General features: G+C 68.2%; 22 protein-coding genes. 7 read left to right on the forward strand and 15 right to left on the reverse strand.

Features of this window, described 5'->3' with window-relative positions; translation table 11 throughout:
- Window positions 1-81: 81 nt before the first annotated feature.
- On the forward strand, window positions 82-723 hold the full coding sequence (locus VH88_RS09545; protein ID WP_231576637.1) for a LysE family translocator: 642 nt from the start codon (window positions 82-84) through the stop codon (window positions 721-723).
- Between the two features lie 21 nt (window positions 724-744).
- Here VH88_RS09545 and VH88_RS09550 read toward each other — a convergent pair whose 3' ends face one another.
- Window positions 745-3,048 carry a TonB-dependent receptor domain-containing protein gene (locus VH88_RS09550; protein WP_045811049.1) on the reverse strand — a complete coding sequence of 768 codons (2,304 nt, stop codon included), beginning with the start codon at window positions 3,046-3,048 and terminating at the stop codon, window positions 745-747.
- Window positions 3,049-3,208: 160 nt separating this feature from the next.
- Between VH88_RS09550 and VH88_RS09555 the strand changes: the two genes are divergently transcribed.
- Entirely contained in the window at window positions 3,209-5,110 is a 1,902-nt protein-coding gene (locus VH88_RS09555; protein WP_045811075.1) for a BCCT family transporter, read from the forward strand.
- 5 nt (window positions 5,111-5,115) lie between these two features.
- Here VH88_RS09555 and VH88_RS09560 read toward each other — a convergent pair whose 3' ends face one another.
- Together VH88_RS09560 and VH88_RS09565 are read right to left on the reverse strand one after the other, a co-directional pair.
- Entirely contained in the window at window positions 5,116-6,459 is a 1,344-nt protein-coding gene (locus tag VH88_RS09560) for a S41 family peptidase (protein ID WP_045811050.1), read from the reverse strand.
- 28 nt (window positions 6,460-6,487) lie between these two features.
- Window positions 6,488-6,931 carry a MarR family winged helix-turn-helix transcriptional regulator gene (locus VH88_RS09565; RefSeq protein ID WP_231576638.1) on the reverse strand — a complete coding sequence of 148 codons (444 nt, stop codon included), beginning with the start codon at window positions 6,929-6,931 and terminating at the stop codon, window positions 6,488-6,490.
- 145 nt (window positions 6,932-7,076) lie between these two features.
- Between VH88_RS09565 and VH88_RS09570 the strand changes: the two genes are divergently transcribed.
- Both VH88_RS09570 and VH88_RS09575 read left to right on the forward strand, forming a co-directional pair.
- The gene (locus tag VH88_RS09570) at window positions 7,077-8,729 is read left to right on the forward strand and encodes a serine hydrolase (protein WP_045811077.1); all 1,653 of its coding nucleotides are present in this window, start codon (window positions 7,077-7,079) and stop codon (window positions 8,727-8,729) included.
- An 89-nt stretch (window positions 8,730-8,818) separates the two neighbouring features.
- Window positions 8,819-9,295 (forward strand): hypothetical protein, encoded by a 477-nt coding sequence (locus VH88_RS09575; RefSeq protein WP_045811051.1) that lies wholly within the window; start codon window positions 8,819-8,821, stop codon window positions 9,293-9,295.
- Here the strand turns inward: VH88_RS09575 and VH88_RS09580 are convergent.
- The 4 genes from VH88_RS09580 to VH88_RS09595 all read right to left on the reverse strand — a co-directional run bounded on the left by VH88_RS09580 (window position 9,292) and on the right by VH88_RS09595 (window position 13,223).
- Window positions 9,292-10,047 (reverse strand): DUF4893 domain-containing protein, encoded by a 756-nt coding sequence (locus VH88_RS09580; protein WP_197071047.1) that lies wholly within the window; start codon window positions 10,045-10,047, stop codon window positions 9,292-9,294. The genes VH88_RS09575 and VH88_RS09580 overlap by 4 nt on opposite strands.
- A gap of 60 nt (window positions 10,048-10,107) precedes the next feature.
- A complete protein-coding gene (locus VH88_RS09585) occupies window positions 10,108-10,782 on the reverse strand; it encodes a DUF4893 domain-containing protein (protein ID WP_045811053.1) in 675 nt (224 codons plus the stop codon).
- Window positions 10,783-10,821: 39 nt separating this feature from the next.
- A complete protein-coding gene (locus VH88_RS09590) occupies window positions 10,822-12,129 on the reverse strand; it encodes a hybrid sensor histidine kinase/response regulator (RefSeq protein ID WP_045811054.1) in 1,308 nt (435 codons plus the stop codon).
- Window positions 12,130-12,200: 71 nt separating this feature from the next.
- Entirely contained in the window at window positions 12,201-13,223 is a 1,023-nt protein-coding gene (locus VH88_RS09595; protein WP_045811055.1) for a DUF4167 domain-containing protein, read from the reverse strand.
- Window positions 13,224-13,576: 353 nt separating this feature from the next.
- On the opposite strand from VH88_RS09595, the gene VH88_RS09600 reads away from it, so the two are divergent.
- On the forward strand, window positions 13,577-14,809 hold the full coding sequence (locus VH88_RS09600; RefSeq protein ID WP_045811056.1) for an NAD-dependent epimerase/dehydratase family protein: 1,233 nt from the start codon (window positions 13,577-13,579) through the stop codon (window positions 14,807-14,809).
- An 8-nt stretch (window positions 14,810-14,817) separates the two neighbouring features.
- Window positions 14,818-15,711, forward strand: a complete 894-nt coding sequence (locus VH88_RS09605) for an epimerase (protein ID WP_045811057.1) — start codon at window positions 14,818-14,820, stop codon at window positions 15,709-15,711.
- Window positions 15,712-15,884: 173 nt separating this feature from the next.
- Here the strand turns inward: VH88_RS09605 and VH88_RS09610 are convergent, their stop codons facing one another.
- The 7 genes from VH88_RS09610 to VH88_RS09640 all read right to left on the reverse strand — a co-directional run bounded on the left by VH88_RS09610 (window position 15,885) and on the right by VH88_RS09640 (window position 23,337).
- Entirely contained in the window at window positions 15,885-16,496 is a 612-nt protein-coding gene (locus VH88_RS09610; protein WP_045811058.1) for a DUF1134 domain-containing protein, read from the reverse strand.
- Window positions 16,497-16,621: 125 nt separating this feature from the next.
- On the reverse strand, window positions 16,622-17,962 hold the full coding sequence (locus VH88_RS09615; protein WP_045811059.1) for an APC family permease: 1,341 nt from the start codon (window positions 17,960-17,962) through the stop codon (window positions 16,622-16,624).
- 44 nt (window positions 17,963-18,006) lie between these two features.
- On the reverse strand, window positions 18,007-20,430 hold the full coding sequence (gene pheT, locus VH88_RS09620) for a phenylalanine--tRNA ligase subunit beta (RefSeq protein WP_045811060.1): 2,424 nt from the start codon (window positions 20,428-20,430) through the stop codon (window positions 18,007-18,009).
- Entirely contained in the window at window positions 20,427-20,822 is a 396-nt protein-coding gene (locus VH88_RS09625) for a hypothetical protein (protein WP_052689542.1), read from the reverse strand. The genes pheT and VH88_RS09625 overlap by 4 nt, the downstream gene beginning before the upstream one ends.
- Window positions 20,819-21,232: a hypothetical protein gene (locus VH88_RS09630; protein WP_045811061.1), complete on the reverse strand. Its 414-nt coding sequence runs from the start codon at window positions 21,230-21,232 to the stop codon at window positions 20,819-20,821. The genes VH88_RS09625 and VH88_RS09630 overlap by 4 nt, the downstream gene beginning before the upstream one ends.
- A gap of 12 nt (window positions 21,233-21,244) precedes the next feature.
- On the reverse strand, window positions 21,245-22,321 hold the full coding sequence (gene pheS / locus VH88_RS09635; protein ID WP_045811062.1) for a phenylalanine--tRNA ligase subunit alpha: 1,077 nt from the start codon (window positions 22,319-22,321) through the stop codon (window positions 21,245-21,247).
- 41 nt (window positions 22,322-22,362) lie between these two features.
- Window positions 22,363-23,337, reverse strand: coding sequence for a polysaccharide deacetylase family protein (locus tag VH88_RS09640; protein WP_045811063.1), 975 nt, complete (start codon window positions 23,335-23,337; stop codon window positions 22,363-22,365).
- 168 nt (window positions 23,338-23,505) lie between these two features.
- Between VH88_RS09640 and VH88_RS09645 the strand changes: the two genes are divergently transcribed.
- The gene (locus tag VH88_RS09645; protein WP_045811064.1) at window positions 23,506-25,101 is read left to right on the forward strand and encodes an ATP-binding protein; all 1,596 of its coding nucleotides are present in this window, start codon (window positions 23,506-23,508) and stop codon (window positions 25,099-25,101) included.
- A gap of 91 nt (window positions 25,102-25,192) precedes the next feature.
- Here VH88_RS09645 and rplT read toward each other — a convergent pair whose 3' ends face one another.
- On the reverse strand, window positions 25,193-25,546 hold the full coding sequence (gene rplT / locus VH88_RS09650; RefSeq protein WP_017506327.1) for a 50S ribosomal protein L20: 354 nt from the start codon (window positions 25,544-25,546) through the stop codon (window positions 25,193-25,195).
- Window positions 25,547-25,630: the final 84 nt, after the last annotated feature.

Raw genomic sequence — 25,630 nt, forward strand, 5'->3', positions numbered from 1 at the left:
ACACAAGGGGTCCGCAAGGCGGCTTTCGGGGCTGTCCGTTTCGCCGCCGCGCGCCTAGGCTCGGACGAACAGGAGCGCGTCGTGATCGCCCATTCCGCCTGGCCCGTCGATCCCGCCGTCGTCGGCCCCTTTCTGATCGCCGTGGGGCTGATCGAGCTGACGCCGGGGCCGAACATGGGCTGGCTGGCGCTGGTCGCCCTAGCGCGGGGACGGCTGGCCGGGTTCGCGGCGGTAGCGGGGGTGACCCTGGGGCTGGCGGTGTGGATGCTGGCGGCCGCCTATGGGCTGACGGAGGTCTTTTCCGTCTGGCCGCCGCTGTATCAGGGCCTGCGCTGGGCGGGCGTGCTGTTTCTGCTGTGGCTGGCGTGGGAAGCCTGGCGCGCGCCGACGATCGAGGCGGCGCCCACGCCGGACGCGCGCTCGCTGCGCGGCCTGTTCGTGCGCGGCCTGATGGGCAATCTGCTGAACCCCAAGGCCGCGGTCTTCTATGTGGCGCTGCTGCCGACCTTCATGCGGCCCGACTACGGCGCGCCGCTGAGCCAGGCCCTGACGCTGGGGAGCCTGCATCTGGCGGTCGCCGTCCTGGTGCACAGTTTGATCGTGATCGGTGGCGCGGGCGCGGCGCGGCTGGCGCCCCGGATGCAGGGTCGCGCCCTGCGCATGATGATGGCCGGCGGCCTGGTCGTGGTCGCCGCCTGGCTGGCCTGGGAGACGCGGACCTGAGCCCGCGTCCCCGTCAGGCCGTCAGCCCCCGGTCGGGCCGGTCGAGAAGTCGAACTGCTCCGGCTGGCGGCGCGGACCGCCGAAGTTCCAGGTCAGGCCGATGTAGAAGGCCCGCAGCTTGATGTCCTGCTCCGAGCGTTCGCGGAACTGCGGCGTCTCGTAGATGGTCGTAGTGTTGAAGGTGTTGAACAGGTCCCGTGCGGTGAAGTTGAACGACAGCTGCTCGCTCAGCTTTCTGCGATAGCCCAGATTGACCATGCCGCCGGCCTCGCGCCGGCCCTGCGCCAACAGGCTGTCGCCCTGCCAGAAGCTGGAGACCTGGACGAAGTCCTTGGCTGTCGGCTGCCAGTTCAGGCTGAGACGGCCGCTGGCCAGGGTCGCTTCGCGGTCGCCGCCGCCGACGACAGCGCCCGAGTCGATCTCCTGACGGAAGACGTTGACGCTGGCGCTGTAGCGCAGGGTCGGATGCAGACGCCCGTTCGCCGTCGCCTCCACGCCCAGGTCGCGACGCGAGCCCAGGTTTTCCGGACGGGTCAGGAAGACGCCGCCTCCGATGTCGGAGGCCACGTCGGTGAAGGCCTTGTCGGTGTTCCGCAGATAGGCGGTGGCCTGATAGAAGCTCTGGCCCTTTCGCATCTGCCACATGGCCTCGAAGCTGTCGGTCTCCTGCGGCTCCAGATCCGGATTGCCCGAGCGGACGTTCAGCGGGTCCTGATAGACGACGAAGGGGTTCAGCTGGCTGGGCTGGGGCCGCTGGATGCGGCGCGAATAGCTGGCGCGCAGGGTCTGTTCGGGCGTCAGCTGATACTGGAGGTGGGCGGTCGGATAGGCGCGGAAATAATCCTGGGACGCCGAGGCGCCGCCGGTCAGATCCTTGATCTCGATGTCCGCCTGTTCCAGCCGCAGACCCAGTTGGGCCGACAGCTTCTCGCCCAGCGGCCGCTCGTAAGTGGTGTAGAGGGCATGCACCGTCTGGGTGGCTTCGAAGCGGTTGTTCAAGGCCGGGACCGGCGCCAGGGCCGCCGGCGAAGGACCGCGCAGGAACTCGGCGTCCTGCTCGGGCCGCTGGGCGTTCAGCTCATAGCCCAGGCGCAGCTTGCCGCCGTCGGACATCGGGCGGGTATAGGCGCTGGTGAAGCCCCAGGTGACCTGATCGACCTCCGTGTTGGTCCGCTCGTACAGAGCCGCGCCCGCCGGGGTCAGGAAGGTGGTCAGGGTCTGGCTGGTGGTGTCGTTGGCGTTGGAATCGTAGCGCAGCTCGTTGGACCACTCATGGCCGTCGCCGTCGAAGCGGCGCAGCACGCGCGCCGTGGCGCCCCAGTTGTTGAAGCTGAAGTCGGAATCGCCGACTCGACGATAGGCGCTGGTCACCGCGCCGGCGGCGTTGCGGGTTTCATACAAGCCGTCGCCCGAACCCGTGCCGTCGAAGGCCACGCCGCGCAGTTCGCCGGTCAGCTGGGTCTTGTCGTCCAGCTTGTATTCGGCGGTGAAGCGGGCGAAGGCGCCGTTCTGCTCGGACTCGACCGGCTGTTCGACGGTCGTGGTCGAAACCACCGCGCCAGTGACCGGATCCAGCTGTTCGCGGACGCGGTTGAACGTCAGTTCGGTCGGATCGGAGCGATAGCTGGCGTCGCCCGACAGGGTCAGGCGATCCTTCTGGTACGAACCGCTGAGGCCGGCGTTCCAGCGGCCGTTGTCGCCGACGTTGACGCGCAGCGAGCCGGTCGTCTGGGTGCCGGGCTTGGGCGCCGTGGGCTTGGTGATCAGGTTGATGACCCCGCCCGAACCCTCGGGACTGTAGGCGGCCGACGGATTGGTCATGACCTCGATGCGGGCGTACTGGCTGGCCGGCAGCTGGATCAGGGCCTGGCCGCGACCGGGGCCGGTCAGGATGCCGGACGGGCGGCCGTCGACCAGGATGGTGACATTGGCGTCGCCGCGCAGGGACACATTGCCCTCCGGGTCCACGTCCACCGACGGCACGTTGCGCAGCGCATCAGCCAGACTGCCCGTCGTCGCCTGAAGGTCGTTGGCCAGGCTGTAGCTGACCGAGTCGATCGAGGTGCGCACGTCATTGGCGCGGGCGTTGACGACCACGTCGCCGACGCTGGCGGGCTGCTGTTGCTGGGCCGGTTCGGCCGTCTGAGTGCGCGGCGCGGGCGTCTGGGCCGTCGTCGCCGGGGTCTGGGCGGCCGGCTGGCTCGTCGTCGCCGGCGGCGGGGTCTGAGATGGGGTTTGGGACGCATTCTGGGATTGAGCCAGAGCGGCGCCGGGCAGGGCGACGGCGGCCGCACCCAGCATGAGAACGAGTTTGGAAGAGGTCATGCCCCGGCGATCCTGAAAGAGTGCGCGGGCGTCTATTTGCGCCCGTCGATAAGCCTGACTATCGACGTTACTTTGAATCGCAAAGTTACATCTTCTTCATCGAGACGGCGCGGTTGTGGCCAAGCTGGGAACTGTCAGCTTCGCCATACGCTTTGACCCGATGCTGACCACGAAGATGAACCCCCGCGTGTTCTGGGGCGCGAGCGCCATCATCGCGCTGCTGCTCCTCGTCGCCATCGTCGCGCCGGGAGAATCCGACCGCCTGTTCCAGAGCGTTCAGGCCTGGGTGATCGACACCTTCGGCTGGCTCTATATCGCCTCGGTCGCCGCCTTCGTGGGGCTGGTGCTGGTGCTGGCGATCGGCCCGACCGGCGCGCTGAAGCTGGGGCCGGACGACGCCGAGCCAGACTTTCCCTATCTGTCCTGGCTGGCCATGCTGTTCGCCGCCGGCATGGGGATCGGCCTGATGTATTTCGGCGTCGCTGAGCCGATCCAGCACTATATCAATCCGCCCGAAGGCGCCGGCCGCACCTTCGACGCCGCGCGTCAGGCCATGGGCATCACCTTCTTCCACTATGGGGCGCATGCCTGGTCGATCTATGCGCTGGTGGGCCTCAGCCTGGCCTTCTTCGCGCACCGCAAGGGTCTGCCGCTGACGCTGAGGTCGGGGCTGTCGCCCTTGCTGGGCAGGCGCGTCAACGGGCGCATCGGCGATGCGGTCGACATCTTCGCCATCTGGGGCACGGCGTTCGGCATCGCCACGTCTCTGGGTTTCGGCGTGTCGCAGATGAACAGCGGCCTGACCTATCTGCTGGGCATTCCCAACACCGCCTGGGTTCAGGTCGGGCTGATCGTCGTGGTCATGGCGGCGGCGACCGCCTCGGTCATGAGCGGGGTCGGCAAGGGGGTGCGCCGTCTGTCGGAGCTGAACCTGGTTCTGGCGGTGCTGCTGATGCTGTTCGTGCTGGTGGTCGGGCCGACCGGCTTTTTGTTCAAGGCATTGGTCCAGAACTTCGGCTTCTATCTCAGCCATTTCGTCGAGCGAACCTTCACCCTCTACGCCTATGAGCCGCGCGCCTGGATGGCGGACTGGACCCTGTTCTACTGGGCCTGGTGGATCGCCTGGTCGCCGTTCGTGGGGATGTTCATCGCCCGGATCTCGCGCGGGCGAACGGTGCGGGAGTTCCTGCTGAACGTTCTGCTGGCGCCGGCCGGCTTCACCTTCCTGTGGATGACCGTTTTCGGCAATACGGCGATCAGCCTGGACATGGGGCAGGCGGCGGGCGCGATTTCCAACGCCGTCTCGGCCAACCTGTCGACCGCCCTGTTCTACTTCCTGGAGCAGCTGCCGGGCGCAGCCTTTACCTCGGGTCTGGCCATCCTGCTGGTGGCGGTCTTCTTCGTCACCTCGGCCGATTCCGGCGCCCTGGTGATCGACACCATCGCCTCTGGCGGCGCCGAAGACACGCCGCGCTGGCAGCGGATTTATTGGTGCCTGCTGCTGGGCCTGGTCGCCGCGACCCTGTTGCTGGCGGGCGGGCTGGGCGCGCTGCAGGCGGCGACCCTGGCCGCCGCCCTGCCCTTCGTCCTGATCATGATCCTGCTGTCGATAGGCCTGGTGCGCCAGATGAACGCCGACGTCGCGGGCCGCAGCCTCGAGACCGAAGGCGCGCCCCTGGCGCAACAGCTGAAACGCATCCTGGCCCCGGCCAGCCGCAACGACATCGACGATGAGATCGAGCGCCACGGCCTGCCCGCGCTGGAAACGGTTCACGCCGCCATGGAGGCCGAGGCGGCGGAGTCCGAGATCGGGCGTGACGACGGCGTCGCCTGGCTGACGGTCAAGCAGGGCGAGCGCACCTTCATCTATCGCCTGGGCGCCCGCTCGCGTCCGCGTCCCGCCGTGACCCAGCGCGAGACGCCCGAAGGCCGCCGCCTGCTGGAATGGCGACTGACCGCCCAGACCGGCCAAGGCGAACGCCCCCACGACATCACCGGCTTCACCCGCGACCAGATCGTCGCCGACGTGCTGGAAAAGCTGCAACGCTGGCGACTGGCCTAAGGACCTCAGGTCCTTGGGATGATGCGCGGCGCGGGCTCGTCCTTCCACCACAGTTGCATGGCGCCGTCCTTGAAGCCGATGCGCAGGACGTCGAGACCCTCGACCGCAAACAGGCCGTCTGCGGTCAGCGCTTGCAGCTTGCGCGGCGCGGGCCACAGCGGGTGGCCGGGCCGGGCGACGACCAGGGCGCCGTCCTGCATCGTGACCACGTAGTTGCGATAGGCGCCGGGCGCGGATTGCAGCAGGGCGGCGTCGGTCACGGGCGGGTTCAGGCGCGCCTCGACCGCAGTCAGGGCCCAGGCGTAGTCCGTCTTGGCGGCGTCGGACGTCGTCGTCGACAGCAAGCCGCGCAGGGCCTCGGCCTGGGCGGCGTCCAGCGCCTGGACGGAGGAAGTCGGGGTGTCCGGCGCCACGCCGACGCCCTCCCAGTTGCCGCCGCTGACCGCGTGAACGGGCCGGCCGACCGACAGGCTGAGCATAAAGCCCGGCGCGATGGGGAAGAAGTCATTGGTGTTGGCGGCGCCCGCCGTCTTGGCTCCCACCAGCCGGCCGAGTTTGAACTGCTGCACGTCATAAGCGAAGGATTCCGCCGCAGAGGCCGAGGCCTGGTCGATCAGCACATACAGGGGCGTACCGGTCAGTCGCCCGGCGGGCAGATTGTCGAGCGCGCGCGTCTGCACGGGCTCCTGCCCGGCCTTCAGGAAGGTGATTTCCAGCGTCCCGGCCTTTAGGAAGTGGCTGACCAGATACTGGACCGCCTCGGACGCTCCGCCGCTATTTCCCCGCAGGTCGATTATGACCGCGTCGCCGCCCTTCAGGAACCGCATGGCGTCGTCATAGGCGCGGCCCGTTTCGTCCGAGACCCAATAGCAGGCGTCGATCTTCAGATAGCGGACGTTGCCGGGCAGGATTTCCAAGGCGCTGAGACCGTGGTTGTCGCGACGGGCGGCGGCGGCGTCGATCTCTGAAAGGGCTTGGGTCGCGTCGGCGCCGGCCGAGGCGGCGGCGAAGCGATCAGGCGCATATTCCAGATAGACGTGACCGTCCTGGCTGGCGTCGCGCAGGTCGCCGCTGATCAGCCCCGCCAATTCCTTTGGCGAGGACACCTCATAGCGCCCGGAGGCCTGGGCGGCGTCGAGCCGGGCGAGGATCGCCGGCGCCCGGTCGGGAAAGACGTAGGAGGACTGAACCGCCTGTCGGATCGCGCTCAGGACCGCCGCCCGCTGGGCTGCGGACAGTTCGGTTTGGGCGGCGGCCGCGACGGGCTGCCGGGCCTGGGCATGAGCGACGCCTTGGCCGCCCATCAGGGCGAGCGCCATCGCAGCGGCGGAAAGCAGCTTGGAACGCATGATAGATTCCGTTGGAGAGGTTAAGGGTTTAGGGCGCGGACTGCGTTTTTGCAGCCGCCTGTATGCGTTGGCGGAAGGGTTGATCCGTCAGGGCGGCGATGGCCTCCTTGACCACGCCGGAGAGGGGCGCCGACAGCTCTTGGTCCAGCGTCTCGGCCGCCTGGTTCACCGCCGACCATTGACGTTGCAGACGCGGGATCATCGCTTCGGTCTTGGCGGTCAGCATCACGATCCGCTCGCGCGCGTCGGCGCCGGGCTTCAGCAGAACCAGCTCGTCCTTGACCATCTGGGTCACGGTTTGGCTGACGGCCGAATGGCTGATGCCGATCTGCTGCGCGATGGTCTTGATCGACTGCCCGCCGTCGCGCATCAGAACGCGCAGGATCGGCGTGTAGCGGGGACGCCAATGCAGGCCAGAGGCCGCATAGGCCGCCTCGACCTCTCCGTCCAGAAGATCGATCAGATGGCGCAAGAGCGTTCCGAGGGTGGGCGATGCAGACAACATGAGGACTTATATATATAAGTGCTTATATTTATCGTCAATCTCCTTTTGTCAGCAGCGCTTGGCCTTGGGCTGGCGGGGCGCTAGCGTCCGGCGGTCTTCGCTGGAGTTCGCCATGTCCCTTCGTTTGTCGCGCCGCACCCTGTTCGCTTCCGGAGGCGCGGTGGCGCTGGCGGCGGGGCCGGTGCTCGCCCAAACGACAGCTCAGAGCGCGCCGGCGAACGATGATGCGTCGCTGGCGGCGGCGGTGGACGCCTATGTGGCCAAGTGCATGGCGGCCTGGCCGGATCAGCCGGCGCTGGGCGTCGCGGTGGTCAAGGACGGGGCGACCGTTCTGGCGCGCGGTTATGGCGTCAAGGTTCAGGGCAAGCCCGCGCGGGCCGATGAGCACACCCTGTTCGCCATCGCCTCCAACACCAAGAATGTCACCGCCGCCGCCCTGGCCATCCTGGTCGACGAGGGCAAGGTGAAGTGGGACGCGCCAGTTCGGACCTATCTGCCCGGCTTCACCCTGTCCGATCCCTATATCGGCGCGCACATCACGGTGCGCGATACGCTGAGCCACCGGGCCGGATTCGGTCTGGGCGCCGGCGACCTGCTGTTCTGGCCCAACTCGGACCGCACCCGCGCCGAGGTGCTGGCCCAGGCCGCCTTCGTGCCGATCGAGGACGGATTCCGGGCGCGCTACCACTACTGCAACCTGATGTTCGTGGTGGCAGGCGCGGTGCTTGAGGCCGTGTCGGGGATGAGCTGGGAGGCCTTCATCCAGACGCGCATCCTGGACAAGGTCGGGATGACCGAAACCGTGCCGCTGGCGCGTCTGGCCGATGCGTCCAGGTCCGCCCTGCCCCACGGCCGGGTCGGGCCGCCGCTGCGCTATCAAGGCGCGATGACCCAGATCGCCAAGTCCATCGTCGAGGTGTGGAACTGGGATTCGGCGGCGGCGGCAGGCGGCATCTGCACCACCCCGACCGACTGGGCCAAATGGATCGCCTTGCGGCTGAACGACGGCAAGCTGCCCGACGGGACGCGGCTGTATTCTGAGGATGCGGCGCGCGAGATGTATCGCCCCAACATCATCGTTGGATCCTCGGCCGGACCAACGGCGGAACTGCCCAACCGATCCATCGCCTCGACCTACGCCATGGGTCTGCAGGTTCAGGACTATCGCGGCGAGCGGATCGCCAGCCACGGCGGCGGCTCGCCCGGCGGGATTTCCGCCACGGTGCTGATCCCCGGCCGCAAGACCGGCTTTAGCGTCTTCTCCAACGCCGAGGAGAGCTTCCTGCTGCGCGCCTTGAGGTCTGGCATCACCGACATCTGCATGGGCAAGGTCGATGTGGACTGGATCGCGGACTCCAAGACGCTGGAGGTCGAGGGCAATGCAAAATCCATCGCCGCCGCGGCCGATATCGACGCCAAACAGGCGGCGGGCGCGCCCCCGTCCATGCCGCTGGACGCCTACGCCGGGACCTGGCGTGATCCGTGGTACGGCGACATCGTCATTGCGCCCAAGACCGAGGGGCGCGGTCGCAATCGCAAGAGCGGCCTGTGGCTGAGTTTCACCCACACGCCCGCCCTGCAAGGCTGGCTGGAGCCGTATGACGGCGAGACCTTCCGCACACGTTTCCCGGACAAGCGCGAGGAGGACGCCTTCGTCACCTTCTCGATCCTGACCGCCAAGCCGGCGACCGCGACGGTGAAGGGGGTCAGCCCCGACATCGACTTCAGCTATGACTATCAGGACCTGAGACTGACGCGGGTTTGACCTCGGACGACCCTGTGACCCAGGGTCGCAAACCGGAACAGCCCCGGCGTCCTGACGCTGTCTTCCCATCAATCGAAAGGGAGACCGTCATGTCAAAGACCCCAAACCCGCGCGCGCTGGATCGCGATGAGGCGGATATGGTCGAACAGACGAAGGCGCTGGCCGAGCGTTCGCCGGCGGAGCTGCGAGATCTGATCGGGCGGCTGCGCGCGCGGCGCGATCGGGTTCAGCGCCAGATCCGGACGCGCGTTCGTGCGGGAAAGAGCGGCCCGGATGCGGGCGCGCGTGAAAAGAAGGCGCTGCTGACCGAGGCCATCGCCCGCGTCGCCAATGAGATGGACCGGCGCAAATCCGGCTCTAAATCCGGCGGGGCATCCGCGACGGCGACCGACAATCTGCGCGAGGCCGTCCGTCGCAAGGCCGAAAGCCCGAGCTGGACCGGGCCGGAGGATCGCACCGCCGATCTGGGACCCAGCGAAACGCCGAACACCAAGATCGCCCCGTCAGGCGCGCTTCACGCCGAGGGCATGCGCGCCGCGATCGCCCGCTCGACCGGCGCGCGCTAGCCGGTGATCTCCAGCAGCTCCAGCTTGGCCTCTTGCTTGGGCCACGGCAGGACCAGGCGCCAGCGGTTCTGGCCGATGCGTTCGATGACGCCGACCTGATCGCGTTCGGCCTTGTCGCCATAGGCGGGGAAGGTCTTCTCGTCGGCGCCCCAGGCCTGGGCGCCGACATAGACGGCGCGGCGGTCGGTGTCGGGATAGATCAGGCCGCGCGTGCGCTGCGATCCCGTCGTCTTGGTCAGGACCAGATCGCCGCCGGGCGTCAGCGCGACCGAACAGGCGAACCAGGGATATTCCACATAGGCCAGTCCCTGGCCCTCGACACGGCGACCCATCTTGATGGTGCGGCAGCGATAGGTTCCGGGGCCGGGTTGGTTGCGGCCCGTCTGGGCGGCGTTGGGATCGGCGAGCGGCCCCAGAGCCTCGACCTGACGCGAGAAGCCGCCGTCTTCGGCCTCGGCGCGGGCCATGCGCCAAGCCTGATCCAGCCGGCCAAGTAGGCTGGCGTCGGCGGCCTTCGCGACCTGACGCCAGTCGTCGGTTCCGCCCTGCATGCCGCCTGCGGGCGTCGCGGGCTGCTGCGGCGTTGTTCCTGAAGCGGGCGTGGCGGGATCGGCCGGAGAGGCGTGGGCCGCCGGAGAAGCGGGAGCGGCCGGCGTCGCGGGAGAAGCCGGGCTTGCGGGACGGTCGTCGCCACAGGCCGCCAGGGCTGTCGTGGTCATCAGGGCCAGAACGGCCAGAGGGGTGCGGCGCATCAGCGTCTCCATCGGTTGCCCTGACCGAACGTGACAGGGCGCCCGAGGTTCAGGCGAACCTTAGCCGCGCGGCGCCGGGACCAGCTCGATCAGGTCCAGATTCGATTCGGTGTTGGGCCACGGAAGGACCAGCCGCCAGCGCGCCTCGCCGATGCGTTGCAGGATGGCGACCAGATCGCGGTCGGGATTTCGGCCATAGGTGTTGGCGGCGGGCTCCTGCGCCAAGGCCAGTGAGCCGAGCATCACCATATGGCGGTCGTCTTCGGGGAAGAGCAGACCGGAGGGGCGCTGCGAGCCGGTCAGCTTGGAGAACTTCAGGCCTTTCGGCGTCTGTTCGATGCGGCAGGCGAACCAGCCATAGACGACATAGCCCAGCCCGTCCTCGCCCCCCTGGGTACCCAGTTTGACGGTGCGGCAGCGATAGTCGCCGGGCGGCGGGGCGACGCCGGGACGGTCGGCCTTGGGGTCGATCAGATCGCCCAGGCTGTTCAGATCGCCGGAGCCGCGCTGACGCTTGGCCTGTTGCAGGGCCAAGGTCCAGGCGGCGTCGACGCGGCGATAGCGATCCCGGTCGCCGGAGGTGATGACGCCGCGCCAGTCCATCAGCGCGCCCGATGCGCCGGACGGCGGCGGGGGCGGCGGCGGCGGCGTCGAAGCGCAGGCGGCGACGGCGCACACGACGGCCAGCGGCGCCAGACGACGCGTCAGCGAGCGGAACGGGATGAAAGGGGACATCGACGCTTCCCTTGGGGCGACCAGGCGAACTTGAGCCTCTTAGGCCCTCTCGCGACCGTCGGCGTCAACCTCCGGGCCGCCCAGGGCCGTATTCAGGGCCGTATTCAGCGCCGCAGCCAGGGCCGCCAGATCCAGCGGCTTGGCCAGCCAGGCGTCGAAGCCGGCGGCGCGGCCGCGCGCCCGGTCCGGCGCCGAGACGGCCGCCGTCAGCGCCAGGACCGGCACATGGCGCGTCAGGGGGTCGACGTCCAGCCGCGCCTTGACCTCATAGCCGTCCATGTCCGGCAGGCCGATGTCGAGCAGGATGATGTCGGGTCTGAGCGCGCGCGCCAGATCCAGCCCCTCCGGCCCCGTCGTCGCGGCATGCAGGGTCAGGCCCAGCCCGCTCGCCGCCTGGCGCATCAGGGCGATGTTGGCGGGATTGTCCTCGATGTAGAGCACCACCGCCTGACGCGATGACGCCAGACCCGGCGCGGGGGCTGCCGGCAGGCTGAGCGAGAAGACGGCGCCCGCGCCGGGGTTGCGCGCCATAGTCAGGGCGCCGCCCATCCGCTCGGTCAACCGCTGGACCGAGGCGACGCCAAGGGCGGTGCCGCCTCTGGCGTCGCGACCATCCAGCGGGCGGAACGGTCGGTCGTCGCCCGCGCCGGCCGGGATCATCCCGGCGTCATGGATGGCGATGACGATCCGGTCCTCAGCGCGCGACATCTCCATGCGCACCGTGCCTCCGCTGGGCGAATGGCGCAGGGCGTTCTCGACCAATCGGCGCAGGATGCGGCGAATCTGGCCCGGGTCGGCCATGACGCACAGGCCGTGGGCAGGCGGCGGACAGGCCAGCGTCACCCCCGCCTCTCGCGCCTGCGCCTCCAGCCCATCGCAGACCTGGCGCAGCGCCAGACGCAGATCCACGCGGTGCAACGAAGGCGAACCGCCGCCGTCGCCGCTCATGAAGGCTTCAGTTTCCTCGATCACAGCCAACAGGACGCCGGCCGCGGCCTCGATCTGACGCACGAACTGAGCCTGGCGCGCGGTCAGAGGGTCGGCCTGGTCGTTGGCGCGCAGCAACTGGGCGAAGCCCATGATCGTGGTCAGGGGGTTGCGCAGTTCTCGCCCCAGGGCCTGCATGATCTCGTCCCGCGTCCGCAGCTCGGCGGTCAGACGGTCGACCTCGCCCTCGGCCGTCGTCAGGGCGCGGCGCAGGCCTTCGGCCTGCTGGACGGCGCGGGCTTCGAGCCGGGCGTTCTCACGACGCAGGCGCTCGGCGACCCCGTGCGCCTGAAGCCAGAGCCAGATCCCGGCGCAGGTCCCCGCCAGCGCCAGGGACAAGACAAGCAAGACGAAATCCATGACGCCCCTCCGACGCGCCATATTGACGCGTTAGAGTTGCATTCAGGTAAACGTGCCCGCCTAGGTTGTTATCAGTCTTCGCTGGCCGCGGCGGCTTCGGGCTTGCGGCGCGGCGCACGGCGACGCGGGGCCGCCTCGCCTTCGGCCTGCTCGACCGGACCCGACGATGCCGGCGCGCGCGTCAGAAAGCCCGGCAGGGCGGTCGGGGCGTCGCCCTCGTCCGCCGCGACAGCGGCGGCGGTGCGGCGCGGACGGCGTGCGGGCCGTTCGTCGGCGGCCGGCGCCTCGACGCTCGGCGTTTCAGCGACAGGGGCTTCAGCGGTGGGCGCTTCGCTGACGGCTTCGGCGCGCTCGGCCTCGGCATAGGCAGGAGCTACGCCCTCAGCACCGTCTTGGGAGCCGTCCTGATTATCGAAGCGGCGATTACGTTCCTCGCGGCGACGCTCCCAGCGTTCGCGGCGGCTTTCGCGACGACCGCCGCCCTCGCCCTCGGCGCGGACCTCGTCGCCCTCGCGCGGCTCGCGCGGCTCGCGGGGTTCGCGAGACTGCTGACCGTCGCGGTTCTCGTCACGGTCACGATCGCGGTTCTGATCGCGGTCGCGGTCGCGGTTGTCACGATCCCGGTCCCGGTCGCGATTGTAGTCGCGGTCGCGGTTCTGATCGCGGTTCTGGTTCTGCTCGGCGCGTTCGGCGGCCTCTGCGGCCTGACGGTCGGCGGCCTGCTGGGCGGCGACGAAGGCGGCGGCCTGAGCGCCGGATTCGTCCTCGAAGTCGATGTCGAAGCCCTGGTTGGACTGTTCGCGCGCGGCGATGTCCGAGAAGGACCGCTGCGGCTGGAGCGCGCGCAGGACCCGGTAATAGTGCTCGGCGTGCTGCTGATAGTTTTCGGCCAGCACCCGGTCGCCGCTGGAGGCCGCATCGCGGGCCAGCTGCTGATAGCGCTCGTACACCGTCTGGGCGTTGCCCCGGACCTTGATGTTCTCGGGGCCTTGCGAATCCCACGAACGATTCGGATTGGCGTTGTTGGCGTTATTGGCGCCCGCCTTGTTCCGATTGCGTCCGCGCTGACGCTTCATGCCCTTGAAATCTCTCATTCGCGCTACCGTGTGCAGGGGCGGACCAAAGCCTGAAGGCCGGTTCCGTCCGTTTCGTGGTTCCGTCTCGCTCGGGGCCGATCCCCGATTGTCGAACTGTCGGAATGCCTTGTCGCCCGCATGGTGCGCCGGTCCTTTGGGGACCGACCGTCATGGCCGGCTCAAGCCGCGAACAGCCGGGTATGCGCCCGTAAAGCTGCGATTGAGTGGGAGACGGCAGAGACTTAACCCGAGTGGGCGGCCTTTCCAAGCAATATTCGTCAATGCGTCGCACCGAACCCTGCACAGCGCCGCTTTGCCAAGCCCGCCGGCTGGGCTAGGCATGACCTTTGAGACGACGACGAGGCGATCCCATGCGCGTGCTGGTTCTGGGCGGCGACGGTTTTTGCGGCTGGCCCACGGCCCTGCATCTGTCGGCCGAAGGGTGGGACGTGACCATCGTCGACAACCTGAGCCGCCGCAACATCGACAACGAGCTGGAGGTCCAGTCCCTGACGCCGATCCGCACCATGGGCGAGCGGATCAAGGCGTGGAAAGACGTGTCCGGCCGCGACATCGGCTTCGTCAACATGACGGTGGGCAAGGAGTTTGACCGCCTGGTCGCCCTGATCCGCGACCTCGCCCCCGACAGCGTGGTGCATTTCGCCGAGCAGCGGGCCGCCCCCTATTCGATGAAGTCGGCGCGGCACAAGCTGTACACCGTCGACAACAACATCAACGCCACCAACCATCTGCTGGCCGCCATCGTCGAAAGCGGCCTGGACGTTCACCTGGCGCACCTGGGGACAATGGGCGTCTATGGCTACGGCACGGCGGGTCTTCGTATCCCCGAGGGTTATCTGAAGGTGACGGTGGAGACCGACAACGGTCCCGCCGAGCAGGAAATCCTGTTCCCGCCCAATCCTGGCAGCATCTATCACATGACCAAGACGCAGGACGCCCTGCTGTTCCAATTCTATGCCCGCAACGACAATCTGCGCATCACCGACCTGCACCAGGGCATCGTCTGGGGCACCCAGACCGAACAGACCAAACAGGACGAACGACTGATCAACCGCTTCGATTATGACGGCGATTACGGCACGGTGCTGAACCGCTTTCTGATGCAGGCGGCGGTCGGTTATCCGCTGACGGTGCATGGATCGGGCGGCCAGACGCGGGCCTTCATCCATATTCAGGACACGGTGCGCTGCGTCGAGCTGGCGCTAAAGAACCCGCCCAAGCGGGGCGACCGGGTCAAGATCCTGAACCAAATGACCGAGAGCCGCCGCGTGCGCGATCTGGCAGGCATGATCGCCGACAAGACCGGCGCCGAAGTCCACAATGTCGCCAATCCGCGTCAGGAGGCCGACGAGAACGATCTGGTCGTCGCCAACGATCAGTTCCGCGATCTGGGGCTGAAGCCGATCACCCTGGCGCAGGGTCTGATGGACGAGGTGACGGACATCGCCCGCCGCTATGCCGACCGGGCCGATCTGGGTCGGGTGCCGTGCGTCTCCGCCTGGAACCAACGCCGGGCGGAGGCGCTGGAAAATGAGGCGCGACCGGCAGTCAACGCGCCGCCTTCCCAAGTTCTGACGGCCTGAGTTTCGTAATGCCTATCGCCTCCCCTCCCCTCGATCTGCTGGTCTTCGGCGGCGGCTATCTGGGACGGGCGGCGGCGCTGGAGGCCATGAGGCGCGGCGGACGCGCGACCGCCACCTCTCGCGATCCCGAGCGGCGCCGCGCCCTGGCGGCCGACGGGATCATGGCCATCGACCCCAGCGATACGGCGGCCCTGAAGACGGCGCTGGAAGCGGCGACGGCCGTACTGATCACCGCCGCGCCGGACGCCCAAGGCTGTCCCGGTCTGCGGGCCCTGGGGCCGTTGGCGGGCGACGCTTGGCCCGACTGGATCGGTTATGTCTCCTCCACCTCCGTCTACGGCGACCGGGCCGGCGGATGGGTGTTCGAGGACGGGCCGCTGAACGCCGCCAATCTGGAGGGCGCGCGCCGTGTCCGGGCCGAGCGCGATTGGCTGGACGGGGCGCAGGGGATGGGGCTGACGGTCCAGATCTTCCGCCTGCCCGGCTTCTACGGGCCGGGGCGCAGCGTGGTCGAGCGGCTGAGGGAAGGTACGGCCAAACTGGTCAGAAAGCCCGGCCAGGTCTTCAACCGCATCCATGTGGACGACATCGTCTCTGGCCTGTTCGCCTCGATGGCCCGCCCGCGACCGGGCGCCGCTTACAATCTGACCGACGACGAACCGTCGCCCGCCGATGTGGTGATGGAATGGGCGGCGGATCGGATGGGCCTGCCCCGCCCGCCAGAAGTGGACTGGACCGACGACGGCGTCAGCGAGGCGATGCGCCGCTTCTATCTGGATTCCAAGCGCGTCTCGAACGCCTTGGCCAAGGCCGAGCTGGGCTGGCGGCCCGCCTACCCCAGCTGGCGCGAAGGGCTGGCGACGCTGATGGACGCGCCGCCGCCGCTGCGATTGGTGAGCTGACTTTCGTCATCCTCCGGCACGTAGCGACCGGGGGACCCAGCGGCGCCGAAGGCGATGCGTCCGCCACAACGATGTCAGAAGACCTCGTCCGCGGCAGGTTCGCGCTCTCGCGCGCCGCTGGGTCCCGCGGTCTGCGCCGCAAGCGGCTTGCCGGAGGATGACGAAAGAGGAGATCAGAAAGGCAGCAGATTGCGCTGGCGGCTGTAGCTCATGGTGCCGACGTTGGCGCCCAGGCGCAGGCCGACGCCGGTGCGGATGGGGGCCAGGACGATGCCGTCGGCGCGCTGATAGTTCACGCCCAGGCCGGCGACCAGATAGGCCGAGCCCTCGATGCCGGGATAGCGGCGATAGATCATGTCGGGGTGGTACAGGCCATAGACCAGGGTGAAGACGCGGCTGGCGTTGCCGCCCCAGTCCCAGCCCACCGACGCGCCCTGCCAGAACACTTCCTGGGAGGCCGACAGGTCCTTCATGTGCAGGGCGCCGCGACCGTAGCGGGCGCCGACGACCACGGCGCCGGAGCCTTCCTCGCCCGCGATATAGGCGGTCGGGCGGTCGCCCTGATCGGCGAAGACGCGCTCGATCGCGCCGCCCACGACCTCGGCCGCGATGCCCAGCTCGCGCGAGCCGGCCGCCACCAGTTCATCGAAGCTGTAGGCCTGGGCCGTCTGGTCCGAGCGGATCGGATAGTTGGGATCGCGCGGCGGCGCCGAGGCGCAGGCGCCCAGCGACGAGGCGCCGGCGGCGGTGGCGAGGCCCGAAAGGATCAGTTGGCGGCGATGCATGGAGGGCGCTCCGAAAGGCGACGAGAGGACGGCCGGCTGGCGCGCCGGTCTTGGCCTCACCGTCCCCGACCTTTGCGGCAGCCTTGCGGCTTCAAGGTTAACGGGGTCTTACCAGGGCGCGCCGATCAGGCCGCAGCGCGCTTTCGCCGGACCAACAACCAGGCCAGGCCGATCAGGACCGCCAGCATTCCAAAGGCCTTTCCAGCCGTCAAAGGATCCTCGACCACGAAGATCACGAACAAGGTCGTATTGATCGCCAGGGCGACGATGGCCGGCAGGGGGTAGAGCGGCATCTTCCAGGGCCGTTCCAGATTGGGCTCGCGCACCCTCAGCACGATGACGGCGGCGTTCACCAGCACGCTCATCAGCGCCAGCAGCGACGTCGAGAAGGTCAGCAGGGTCTCATAGACCCCGATGGTGGCCAGCAGCCCGCCGGCCAGCACGGTGGCGATCAAGGCCAGACGCGGCGTGCCGTTGGCGGCGACCCGGGTCAGGGCCGAAATCTGATACTCGCGCGCCATGGCGAAGAGGACGCGCGGGAACACCATGACCATCGCATTGATGATCGTCACCAGCGACACCAGCGAGATGGCCGTGACGATGGGGCCGGCGACATCGCCGAACACGCGACCGGCGGCATCCGCCGCGACGAGGTTCGACCCGGCCATCTCGGCCGGCGTCAGGACGTTCAGATAGGCCAGGTTGGCCAGCACATAGATCACCGTCACAACCGCGATGCCCGAAAAGGTGGCGCGCGCGATGGTCCGGCCCGGATCGACGACCTCTTCGCAGAAATAGGAGGCGCTGTTCCAGCCGTAATAGGTGCCCGAGATCGCCCGCAGGGCCATGACGATGCCGCCGAAGGTCAGGGCCGCCGCCGTCGCTGGAGCGATCTCGGTCGCGACGGGCGCGCCACGCGGCGCCAGAAACAGGCCGATGATCAGCACGGTGAACAGGGCCGCCTTGACCGCGCTGCCGATCTCCTGCGACCGACCGCCGACCTTGGTGCCCAGCCATTGCACGCTGCCCACCACGACCACGATCAACAGGGCCAGGACGCCGATCGGCACGCTGGTCGCGACGCCTAGTCGGTGCAGATATTCGCCGAAGACCACGGCGATGAAGGCGATGCCGCCCATATTGCCCAGCCAGTCGCAAACGCCGACGGCGAGGCCGGTCAGCGACCCGAAGGCGCGTCGGGCAAAGATATAGGGGCCGCCCGTCTTGCGGATCGAGGCGGCCAGTTCGACGGTCGACATGGCGTCGATCCAGGCGACCAGACCGGCGACGCACCACAGGGCGATGATGATCGTGGGGTTCTGAACCCCCTCGGCGACCACGCCCGGCGTGCGCAGTATGCCCTGACCGATGACGCCGCCGACCACGACGGCGACGCCGAACGTCACGCCCAGGACACGCAGCAGATGGCCGCGATCCGGTTGGGCCGCCTGAGGTTCCGTCGTCATCGCCAATGTCCCCCGACGCCGCCCGAAAGCGGCGCTGCGCCCCCTCAAGCCCGCAGCTTGCCGCCCTGCTTTTCGACCGCTCCGACGACCTTGGCGGTCAAGGCCTCAATCTCGGCTTCGGTCAGGGTGGCCTCGCGCGGCTGGACCACGACCTCCAGGCCGACGGACTTGAAGCCCTCGTCCACGCCCTTGCCGCGATAGACGTCGAAGACGCGCACGTCGGCGATCAGGGCCTTGTCGGCGGCCGTCGCGGCCCGGACCAGATCGCCCACCGGCTTGGCGTCTTCGACCACAAAGGCGAAGTCGCGGGTCAGGGGCATGAAGGCCGACAGGTCCGCCGAGCCGCGCGCCTTGCCGCTTTTGCCGCGTGGCTCCGGCACATTGTCCAACATGATTTCGAAGGCCAGGATCGGACCGTCAGCGTCCAGCGCCTTCAGAACGCGCGGATGCAGTTCGCCGAACTCGACCATCACATTCTTAGGCCCCAGTTGCAGCCGGGCCGAACGGCCGGGGTGCCACCAGTCGCGGTTCTGGCCCTGGACCAGCTGCAGCGAGGCGACCGGGGCGCCGATCTCTTCCAGCAAAGTGGTCAGGTCGCCCTTGAGCGTGAACAGAGCGTCCTCGCCGGCGCCGGCCCAGTGCCGGGCGGCGTGCGGGGCGACCAGACCGGCGATGACCGTGCGCTGATCCGCCGGACCGTCGCCCAGATAGATGGGGCCGATCTCGAACAGGGCGGCGTCGGCGAAACCGCGCGCGGCGTTCCTCGCCGCCGCCTGGATCAGGTTCGGCAGGGCCGAGGGCCGCATGCAGTCCAGATCGGCCGCGATCGGGTTCTCAAGCACCAACTTGTCGTCGCCGCCGCCGAACAGGGCTGCGGTCGACTGCTTGGTGAAGGACCAGGTGACGGCCTCGGCATAGCCCAAGGCCGCAAGGGCGCGACGCGCGGTGCGGACGCGGGCCTGGCGCGGGCTCAGCACCCCGCCGGCGGGGCGGGCGACCTCGGGCAGGGGCGTATCGGGCAGGCTGTCGAAGCCCTCGATGCGCGCAACCTCTTCTACCAGATCGGCCGGACCTTCGACGTCGCGACGCCACGAGGGCGGGGTGACGATCCAGGGCTCGGCCTGACCGGCCGGCGCGGCCTGAACCAGGAAACCGAGCTGGCCCAGGATGGTGCCGATCCGGTCGTCGGCCAGATCCATGCCGCTGAGGCGCTTCACATAGGCAGGGTCGAAGGCGAAGGGCGCCGGGCTCGCCGGCGGTTCGCCGACGAAGACGATGTCCGACGGCTCGCCGCCGCACAGGTCCAGGATCAGACGCGTGGCCAGTTCCAGACCCGGCGTGACCGAGACCGGATCGACGCCGCGCGCAAACCGGTACTGGGCGTCGGAATGGATGCCCAGCGCACGGCCGGTCTGGGCGATGACCAGCGGGTCGAACCAGGCGCTTTCCAGGAAGACGTCGGTGGTGGTCTCGTCGCAGCCAGTGCTCTCGCCGCCAATGACGCCGCCCAGACCGATGGGCCGCTCGCCCCCGGCGTCGGCGATGACGCAGTCGGCTGCGGACGCGGCATAGGTTTTGCCGTCCAGGGCGATCAGATGTTCGTGCTCGCCGGTTGCGGCCGAAACCTGCCCCGCTCGCACCACGACCTCCGTTCCCGACAGCTTGGCGACGTCATAGACGTGCAGCGGCCGGGCGCGGTCATAGGCGATCAGATTGGTCACATCGACCAGACGGTTGATCGAGCGCAGGCCGATGGCCGTCAGACGCTTCTGCAGCCAGGCCGGCGACGGGCCGTTCTTGACGCCGCGAATGACGCGACCGGCGAAGACCGGGCACATCTCGGGCGCGTCCAGCCGCACGCTGATCGGCGAGGGGAAGCCCCCGCGCACCACGGCGATGTCGAAATGCTTCAGCTTGCCGACGCTGGCGGCGGCCAGATCGCGGGCGATGCCGGCCACGCCCAGCCAGTCGGGCCGGTTCGGCGTGACCTCGAAATCGATGACCGGCTCGGCGCCGAACAGGCCGGCGACCGGCGTGCCGACGGGGATTTCCGGCGGCAGTTCCTGAATGCCGTCGCTCTCGTCCGACAGCTCGAGCTCGGAGGCCGAGCACAGCATGCCGTTCGACACCACGCCGCGCACCGGCTTCTCGACCAAGGTCACGCCCAGACCCGGCACATAGGCGCCGATGGGGGCGTAGATGGTGGTCAGGCCCGCCCGCGCGTTCGGCGCGCCGCAGACGATCTCCTTCATCCCCTCGACCGTCTCGACCTGGCAGACCTGCAGCCGGTCGGCGTTAGGATGCCGCTCGGCCGAGACGATCTTGGCCACGGTGAAGGGCGCCAGTTTGGCGGCGGGGTCGAGCACTTCCTCGACCTCCAGCCCGGCCATGGTCATGGCCTCGGCGATCTGCTGAACATCCGCCTCGGTCTCGAGGTGGTCCTTCAGCCAGGACAGGGTGAACTTCATGCCGTCGGTCCCGCCACCGTCGGAACAGCCGCCAGTTGCTCTAGAATCTCGGCGGCTCCGGTGAAGCCCACATTGTAGAATTCGCAGCCCACGAAGGTGCAGTCATGCATCGGGATGGTGCCCAGCGCCTTGTCCCCCATCGGCTGGAGCAGAAGATTTTTCATACCGCCGCGGGAGTCGCCGAAGTTCGTCTCATCGAACGTCGTGCCGGGTCCGACCAGAACGATCGCCGGGCCATCCAGCCGGCAACCGGTGAAGGTGCGCCCCACGACCGCGCCCTTGTCACGGCAATGCTGATACAGATCGTGCAGGTTCAGATCGACGTTCTCGAACGTGGTCTGGGTCAGGTCGCGCGCAAGATTGACGGGACGGTTGATCGGAAGCCGGCTCATGCTTGCACCGCCCGTGCGCTGAGAAGGTCGGCCTCGATCTGCTCAAGCAGATCCGGCGCGCCGGTGAAGCCGACCTGAACGAAGCGGCAGCGGACGAAGCGGCAGTTGGAAATGCCCACGACGCCCGCGATCATATCGCCCATCGGCTGAAGCAGCAGGGTGCGGGGGTTGGTCGCCACGCCCATGTTGCAGCTATCGAACGTCGTGCCGTTCATGACCGCCATGACAGCCGGCCCCTCGATCAGACAGTTCGTGAACGTCTTGTCCTCGATGAACGTCTTGCCGGCGTTCATGTGATGAACGGCCAACGACGGCAGCCAGACGGCTTCCTTTTCGAAGGTCGTGCGGGAAACCAGTTCTCGGCCGAACTTTTCTTCGGCCGACATCGGCGTTTCAGTTTGATCGGTCATCTTGAAACTCGTTCAGCTCAGGCCCGAGGCCGGGTTGGGGGCGGCGAAGGCCGAGAAGCCGTAGTGGGACAGCCAGCGGGTGTCGGCGTCGAACATGGGGCGCAAGTCGGGCACGCCGTATTTCAGCATGGCCAGCCGATCTACCCCCATGCCGAAGGCGAAGCCCTGATATTCGTCCGGGTCGATGCCGCAGTTCCTGAGCACATTGGGATGCACCATCCCGCAGCCCAGGATCTCCAGCCAGTCGTCGCCGGTGTTGAACACCAGTTTCCCGCCCGAACGGTCGCAGCGGATGTCCATTTCGGCCGAGGGCTCGGTGAAGGGGAAGTGGTGCGGACGGAACCGCGCCTGGACCAAGTCCAGCTCGAAGAAGCGGGCGATGAAGGTCTGCAGCGTGGTCTTCAGGTGGCCCATGTGGATGTCGCGGTCGATCACCAGACCCTCGATCTGGTGGAACATCGGCGTGTGGGTGGCGTCGGAGTCCTTGCGGAAGGTCCGGCCGGGCGCAACGATGCGGATCGGCGGCTTCTGGCTCATCATGGTGCGGACCTGCACCGGGCTGGTGTGGGTGCGCAGCACCTTGCGCTCGCCCGTCTCGGGGTCCGGCTTCAGGAAGAAGGTGTCGTGCATTTCCCGCGCCGGATGTTTGGGCGGGAAGTTCAGGGCGGTGAAGTTGTGGAAGTCGTCCTCGATGTCGGGACCTTCGGCCACGGCGAAGCCCATCTCGGCGAACAGGGCGATCATCTCGTCCATCACCTGCATGGTGGGATGAACCCCGCCCTTCCTGCGCGGACGCGCCGGCAGGGTCAGGTCGATGCGTTCCGACAGAAGGCGGGCGTCTAGTTCGGCGGCTTCCAGCGCGGTCTTCTTCGCGGCGATGGCGGCGGCGACGCGGTCACGCAGACCGTTGATCATCGGCCCCTGTTCGCGGCGTTCGTCGGGGCTCATGGCGCCCATGCCCTTCAGCAGGCCGGAGACGGAGCCGGACTTGCCCAGGGCGGCGACGCGCACCTCTTCCAGGGCGGCGACGGTTTCCGCGCCGCCAATGGCGTTGATCAGGTCGAGTTCGAGTGTGGCGAGATCGGTCATTTGCGCTGTGCCTTAGCGTTCTCGCGCGCGTTCGTCACCCTTCAAGGGGCCGATGCGATGGCCTGAAGTTCCGACGCCGGCGCCTTGTTGGCCGCAACGATCCAGGCGGGCGGTTCCGGCTCCCAGCGGATGGGCCGGCCGTCGGTCTGCATCCAGCGATGCAGCCAGGAGATTCCGTTGGCGCGGACATAGGTGTCAGGGTGCTGATAGATCGGATCGGCCAGCGCCTCTTCCAGCGGCACGAAGCGATAGCCGCGCGCCAGATAAAGGGCGTGGATCTGCGGATACCAGGCCTGGTTCAGGGTGTTGGCGTGCAGCAGCAGCACCTGCGCCGGTTCACGCCCGCCCGCCACCTCGGCGCTGTAGGGTTCGAAGAAATCCAGCACCGTCGCCATATGCGCCACATAGGCCTGACCGATGCGCTGCATCAGCGCCTGATCGCCGATCTGCTCGGCCTTGCGATAGACGTCGGCGAACATCCAGTCGTTGTTGTCGAGGGTCACAGGCGCGACCGTATAGCCGCGCTGGGCCAGGCCGGCGGCGATGGCGTCGTGCTTCGCCTGCGTCTCGCCGGTGAACAGATAGGGGTGGCGGAACCAACGCAGGGTCTTGCCGCGCGCCTCAAGCGCCTGCCGAACGATCGGCGCCCCGGCGTCCACGTCGGCCAGATAGGCCTCAACCGTCGTCGCGTGGATGTTCAGATGGGTGTTGGTGTGGTTGCCCAGGTCCAGACCAGCGTCCAGCCAGACGTTCAGCACGCGCGGCAGGATCGTGGCGCGCTCGGCCTCGCACACCTTGCCCGCGTTGACGAAGGCTGTGCCGTGCGTATCCAGCGGCTTCAGCATGGCGACGAAATCCTGGGTGATCGTCATCAGGCGGGCCGGATCGCACAGGGTCGCCGCATCGGTCTGGAACGGCAGGTCGTCGAAGGTCACGGCGACGCGTCGGTCCTGCGCGGCGGCGGGAGTGACAAGAACGAGGGCGGCAACCAGGCCGCAGATCAAGGTGCGCATCATGCGGCAAGGCTATCGAAGCCGCGGCCGCGAGGGAATATGCGGCGCGACAGCGACTTTCCATCCGCCCACGGATCGACTGTCGAAAACCCGCCGCGAAAGGTTCATGAACGGCAAAGCTGGCGTTAAATATCACCGTCTAATCAGGCCTCCGGACTAGCGAGGACCTTGATGCCGCTGATCGGTGATTTCGTCGACTTGATCGCGCCCGTGGCGCCATCCACGCCGGGCGCAGATGTGTTCGAGCGCTTCCAGACCGAGCCGAACACCCTGGCCCTGGCTGTCGTCGACGACGATGGCCGACCCCTCGGCATCATTGAACGCAACGCCTTCACCCTGAGGATGGCGGCCGAGTTCGGACGCGCCCTGTATGCCCGCAGGCCCGCCGAAAGCCTGATGGACCGCAATGCGCCGGTGGCGGAAGCGGCGACCAGCGCCGAGGCCTTCTTCCAGGCTTACGGGGCCGCCGAACTGGGCGCCCTGCTGACCGGCTTCATCGTGGTGGCGGGCGGCCGCTACGTCGGCGTCGGCACAGCGTTGCAGGTGGTTCAGGCGGGCGCGGCCCTGCACCGCCAGCGGGCCGAGGAAATGAGCGCCCTGGCCCGCGACCTGGCGCTGGCCGAGGCCGAGGCCGTCGCCTCCAGCCGGGCCAAGTCCGAGTTTCTGGCGGTGATGAGCCACGAGATCCGCACGCCCCTGAACGGGGTGCTGGGCGTCGCGGCCCTGATGGACAAGAAGCTGGAGCAGGAAGAGCTGCGCCCCTACGTCCGCACCGTGATCGATTCGGGCCAGAGCCTGCTACGGCTGCTGACCGACGCGCTGGACATGTCACGCGCCTCGGCCGGCATGCTGACGCTGGAGGAAGAGCCGCTGGACCTGTCGGCCGTCGCCTTCGACATCGACGCCCTGTGGCGCGCGCGGGCCGACGAGAAATCGCTCGGTCTGACCATCCGCACAGACCTGGCCGTTCCCTGCGTTCAGGCCGACGGGATGCGGCTGAAGCAGCTGTTGAACAACCTGATCGGCAATGCGCTGAAGTTCACCCTGAAAGGCGAGGTCGTCGCCCTGATCGAAAGCCACGCCGACGGCGAGGTGATCTTCACCGTGGACGACAGCGGCCCCGGCGTGCCCGAGGCGGCGGCCGCGACCATCTTTGATCCCTTCAACACCGGAAAGGCCGGGCGTGAGGGCGCGGGCGCGGGCCTGGGCCTGGCCATCTGCCGACAGATCGCCGAACGGATGGGCGGCGCGATCTCGCTGGGCGCCTCGCCCCAGGGCGGCGCGCGCTTTCAGGTGCGCCTGCCGTTGCGCGTCGCGACCGAGAGCGCGGCGCCCGCCCCCGCCATGGCCGAGCCGACCCCGCACGACACCCTGCATGTGCTGGTGGTGGACGACAACGCCACCAACCGCTTCGTCGCCGGCAAGCTGCTGGAGACGTTCGGCTGCACCTGCGAGATGGCCGAGAACGGGCGGGAGGCGGTGGACGCCGTAATGGCCCGTCCGTTCGACCTGGCCCTGATGGACATCAAGATGCCGGTGATGGACGGGGTCGCCGCGACGCGGGCTATCCGCGCCCTGCCCGATCCGGCCGGCGCCCTGCCGATCCTGGCCCTGACGGCGAACGCCGACGAGCGCGACGAGCTGGACTATATCGCCGCCGGCATGAACGGCGTGGCGCAAAAGCCGATCCAGCCCGACGCCCTGCTGAACGCCATCCGCATGGTGCTGGCGCAGAGCCAGGCATCGCAGGTCCTCAAGGCAGCCTGAAGCGAAGAACGCCCGCCCCGGAAACCGGAGCGGGCGTCATTCTTGTTGCGCTACGCTCGCGACGCGATCGCTCGCGGCTTGAGCGCGGCCCTTAAGCCAGGGCGGCGCGGACCTTGTCGGCGACGGCCTTGAAGCCGGTCGCGTCAGCGGCGATCGCGGCCAGAACCTTGCGGTCCAGTTCGATGCCGGCCTTGTTCAGGCCGTTGATGAACTGGCTGTAGGTGAAGCCTTCCAGACGGGCGGCGGCGTTGATGCGCTGAATCCACAGGGCGCGGAAGTTGCGCTTCTTGGCGCGACGGTCGCGATAGGCGTATTGCCCGGCGCGGTCGACGGCGGCCTTGGCCGTACGGATGGTATTCTTGCGGCGGCCGGAGAAGCCCTTGGCCTGCTCCAGAACCTTCTTGTGCTTGGCGTGCGAGGTTACGCCACGTTTAACGCGAGCCATGATGTTTTTCCCTTCGGGAAGTCCCTATCGCGCGCCGCGCGGCGGCTTGCTGCTTGAGGGACTGTGGTTCAAATTCAGTGCGAA

It is taken from the genome of Brevundimonas sp. KM4, from assembly GCF_000964075.1.
Classification (GTDB): Bacteria; Pseudomonadota; Alphaproteobacteria; order Caulobacterales; family Caulobacteraceae; genus Brevundimonas; species Brevundimonas huaxiensis.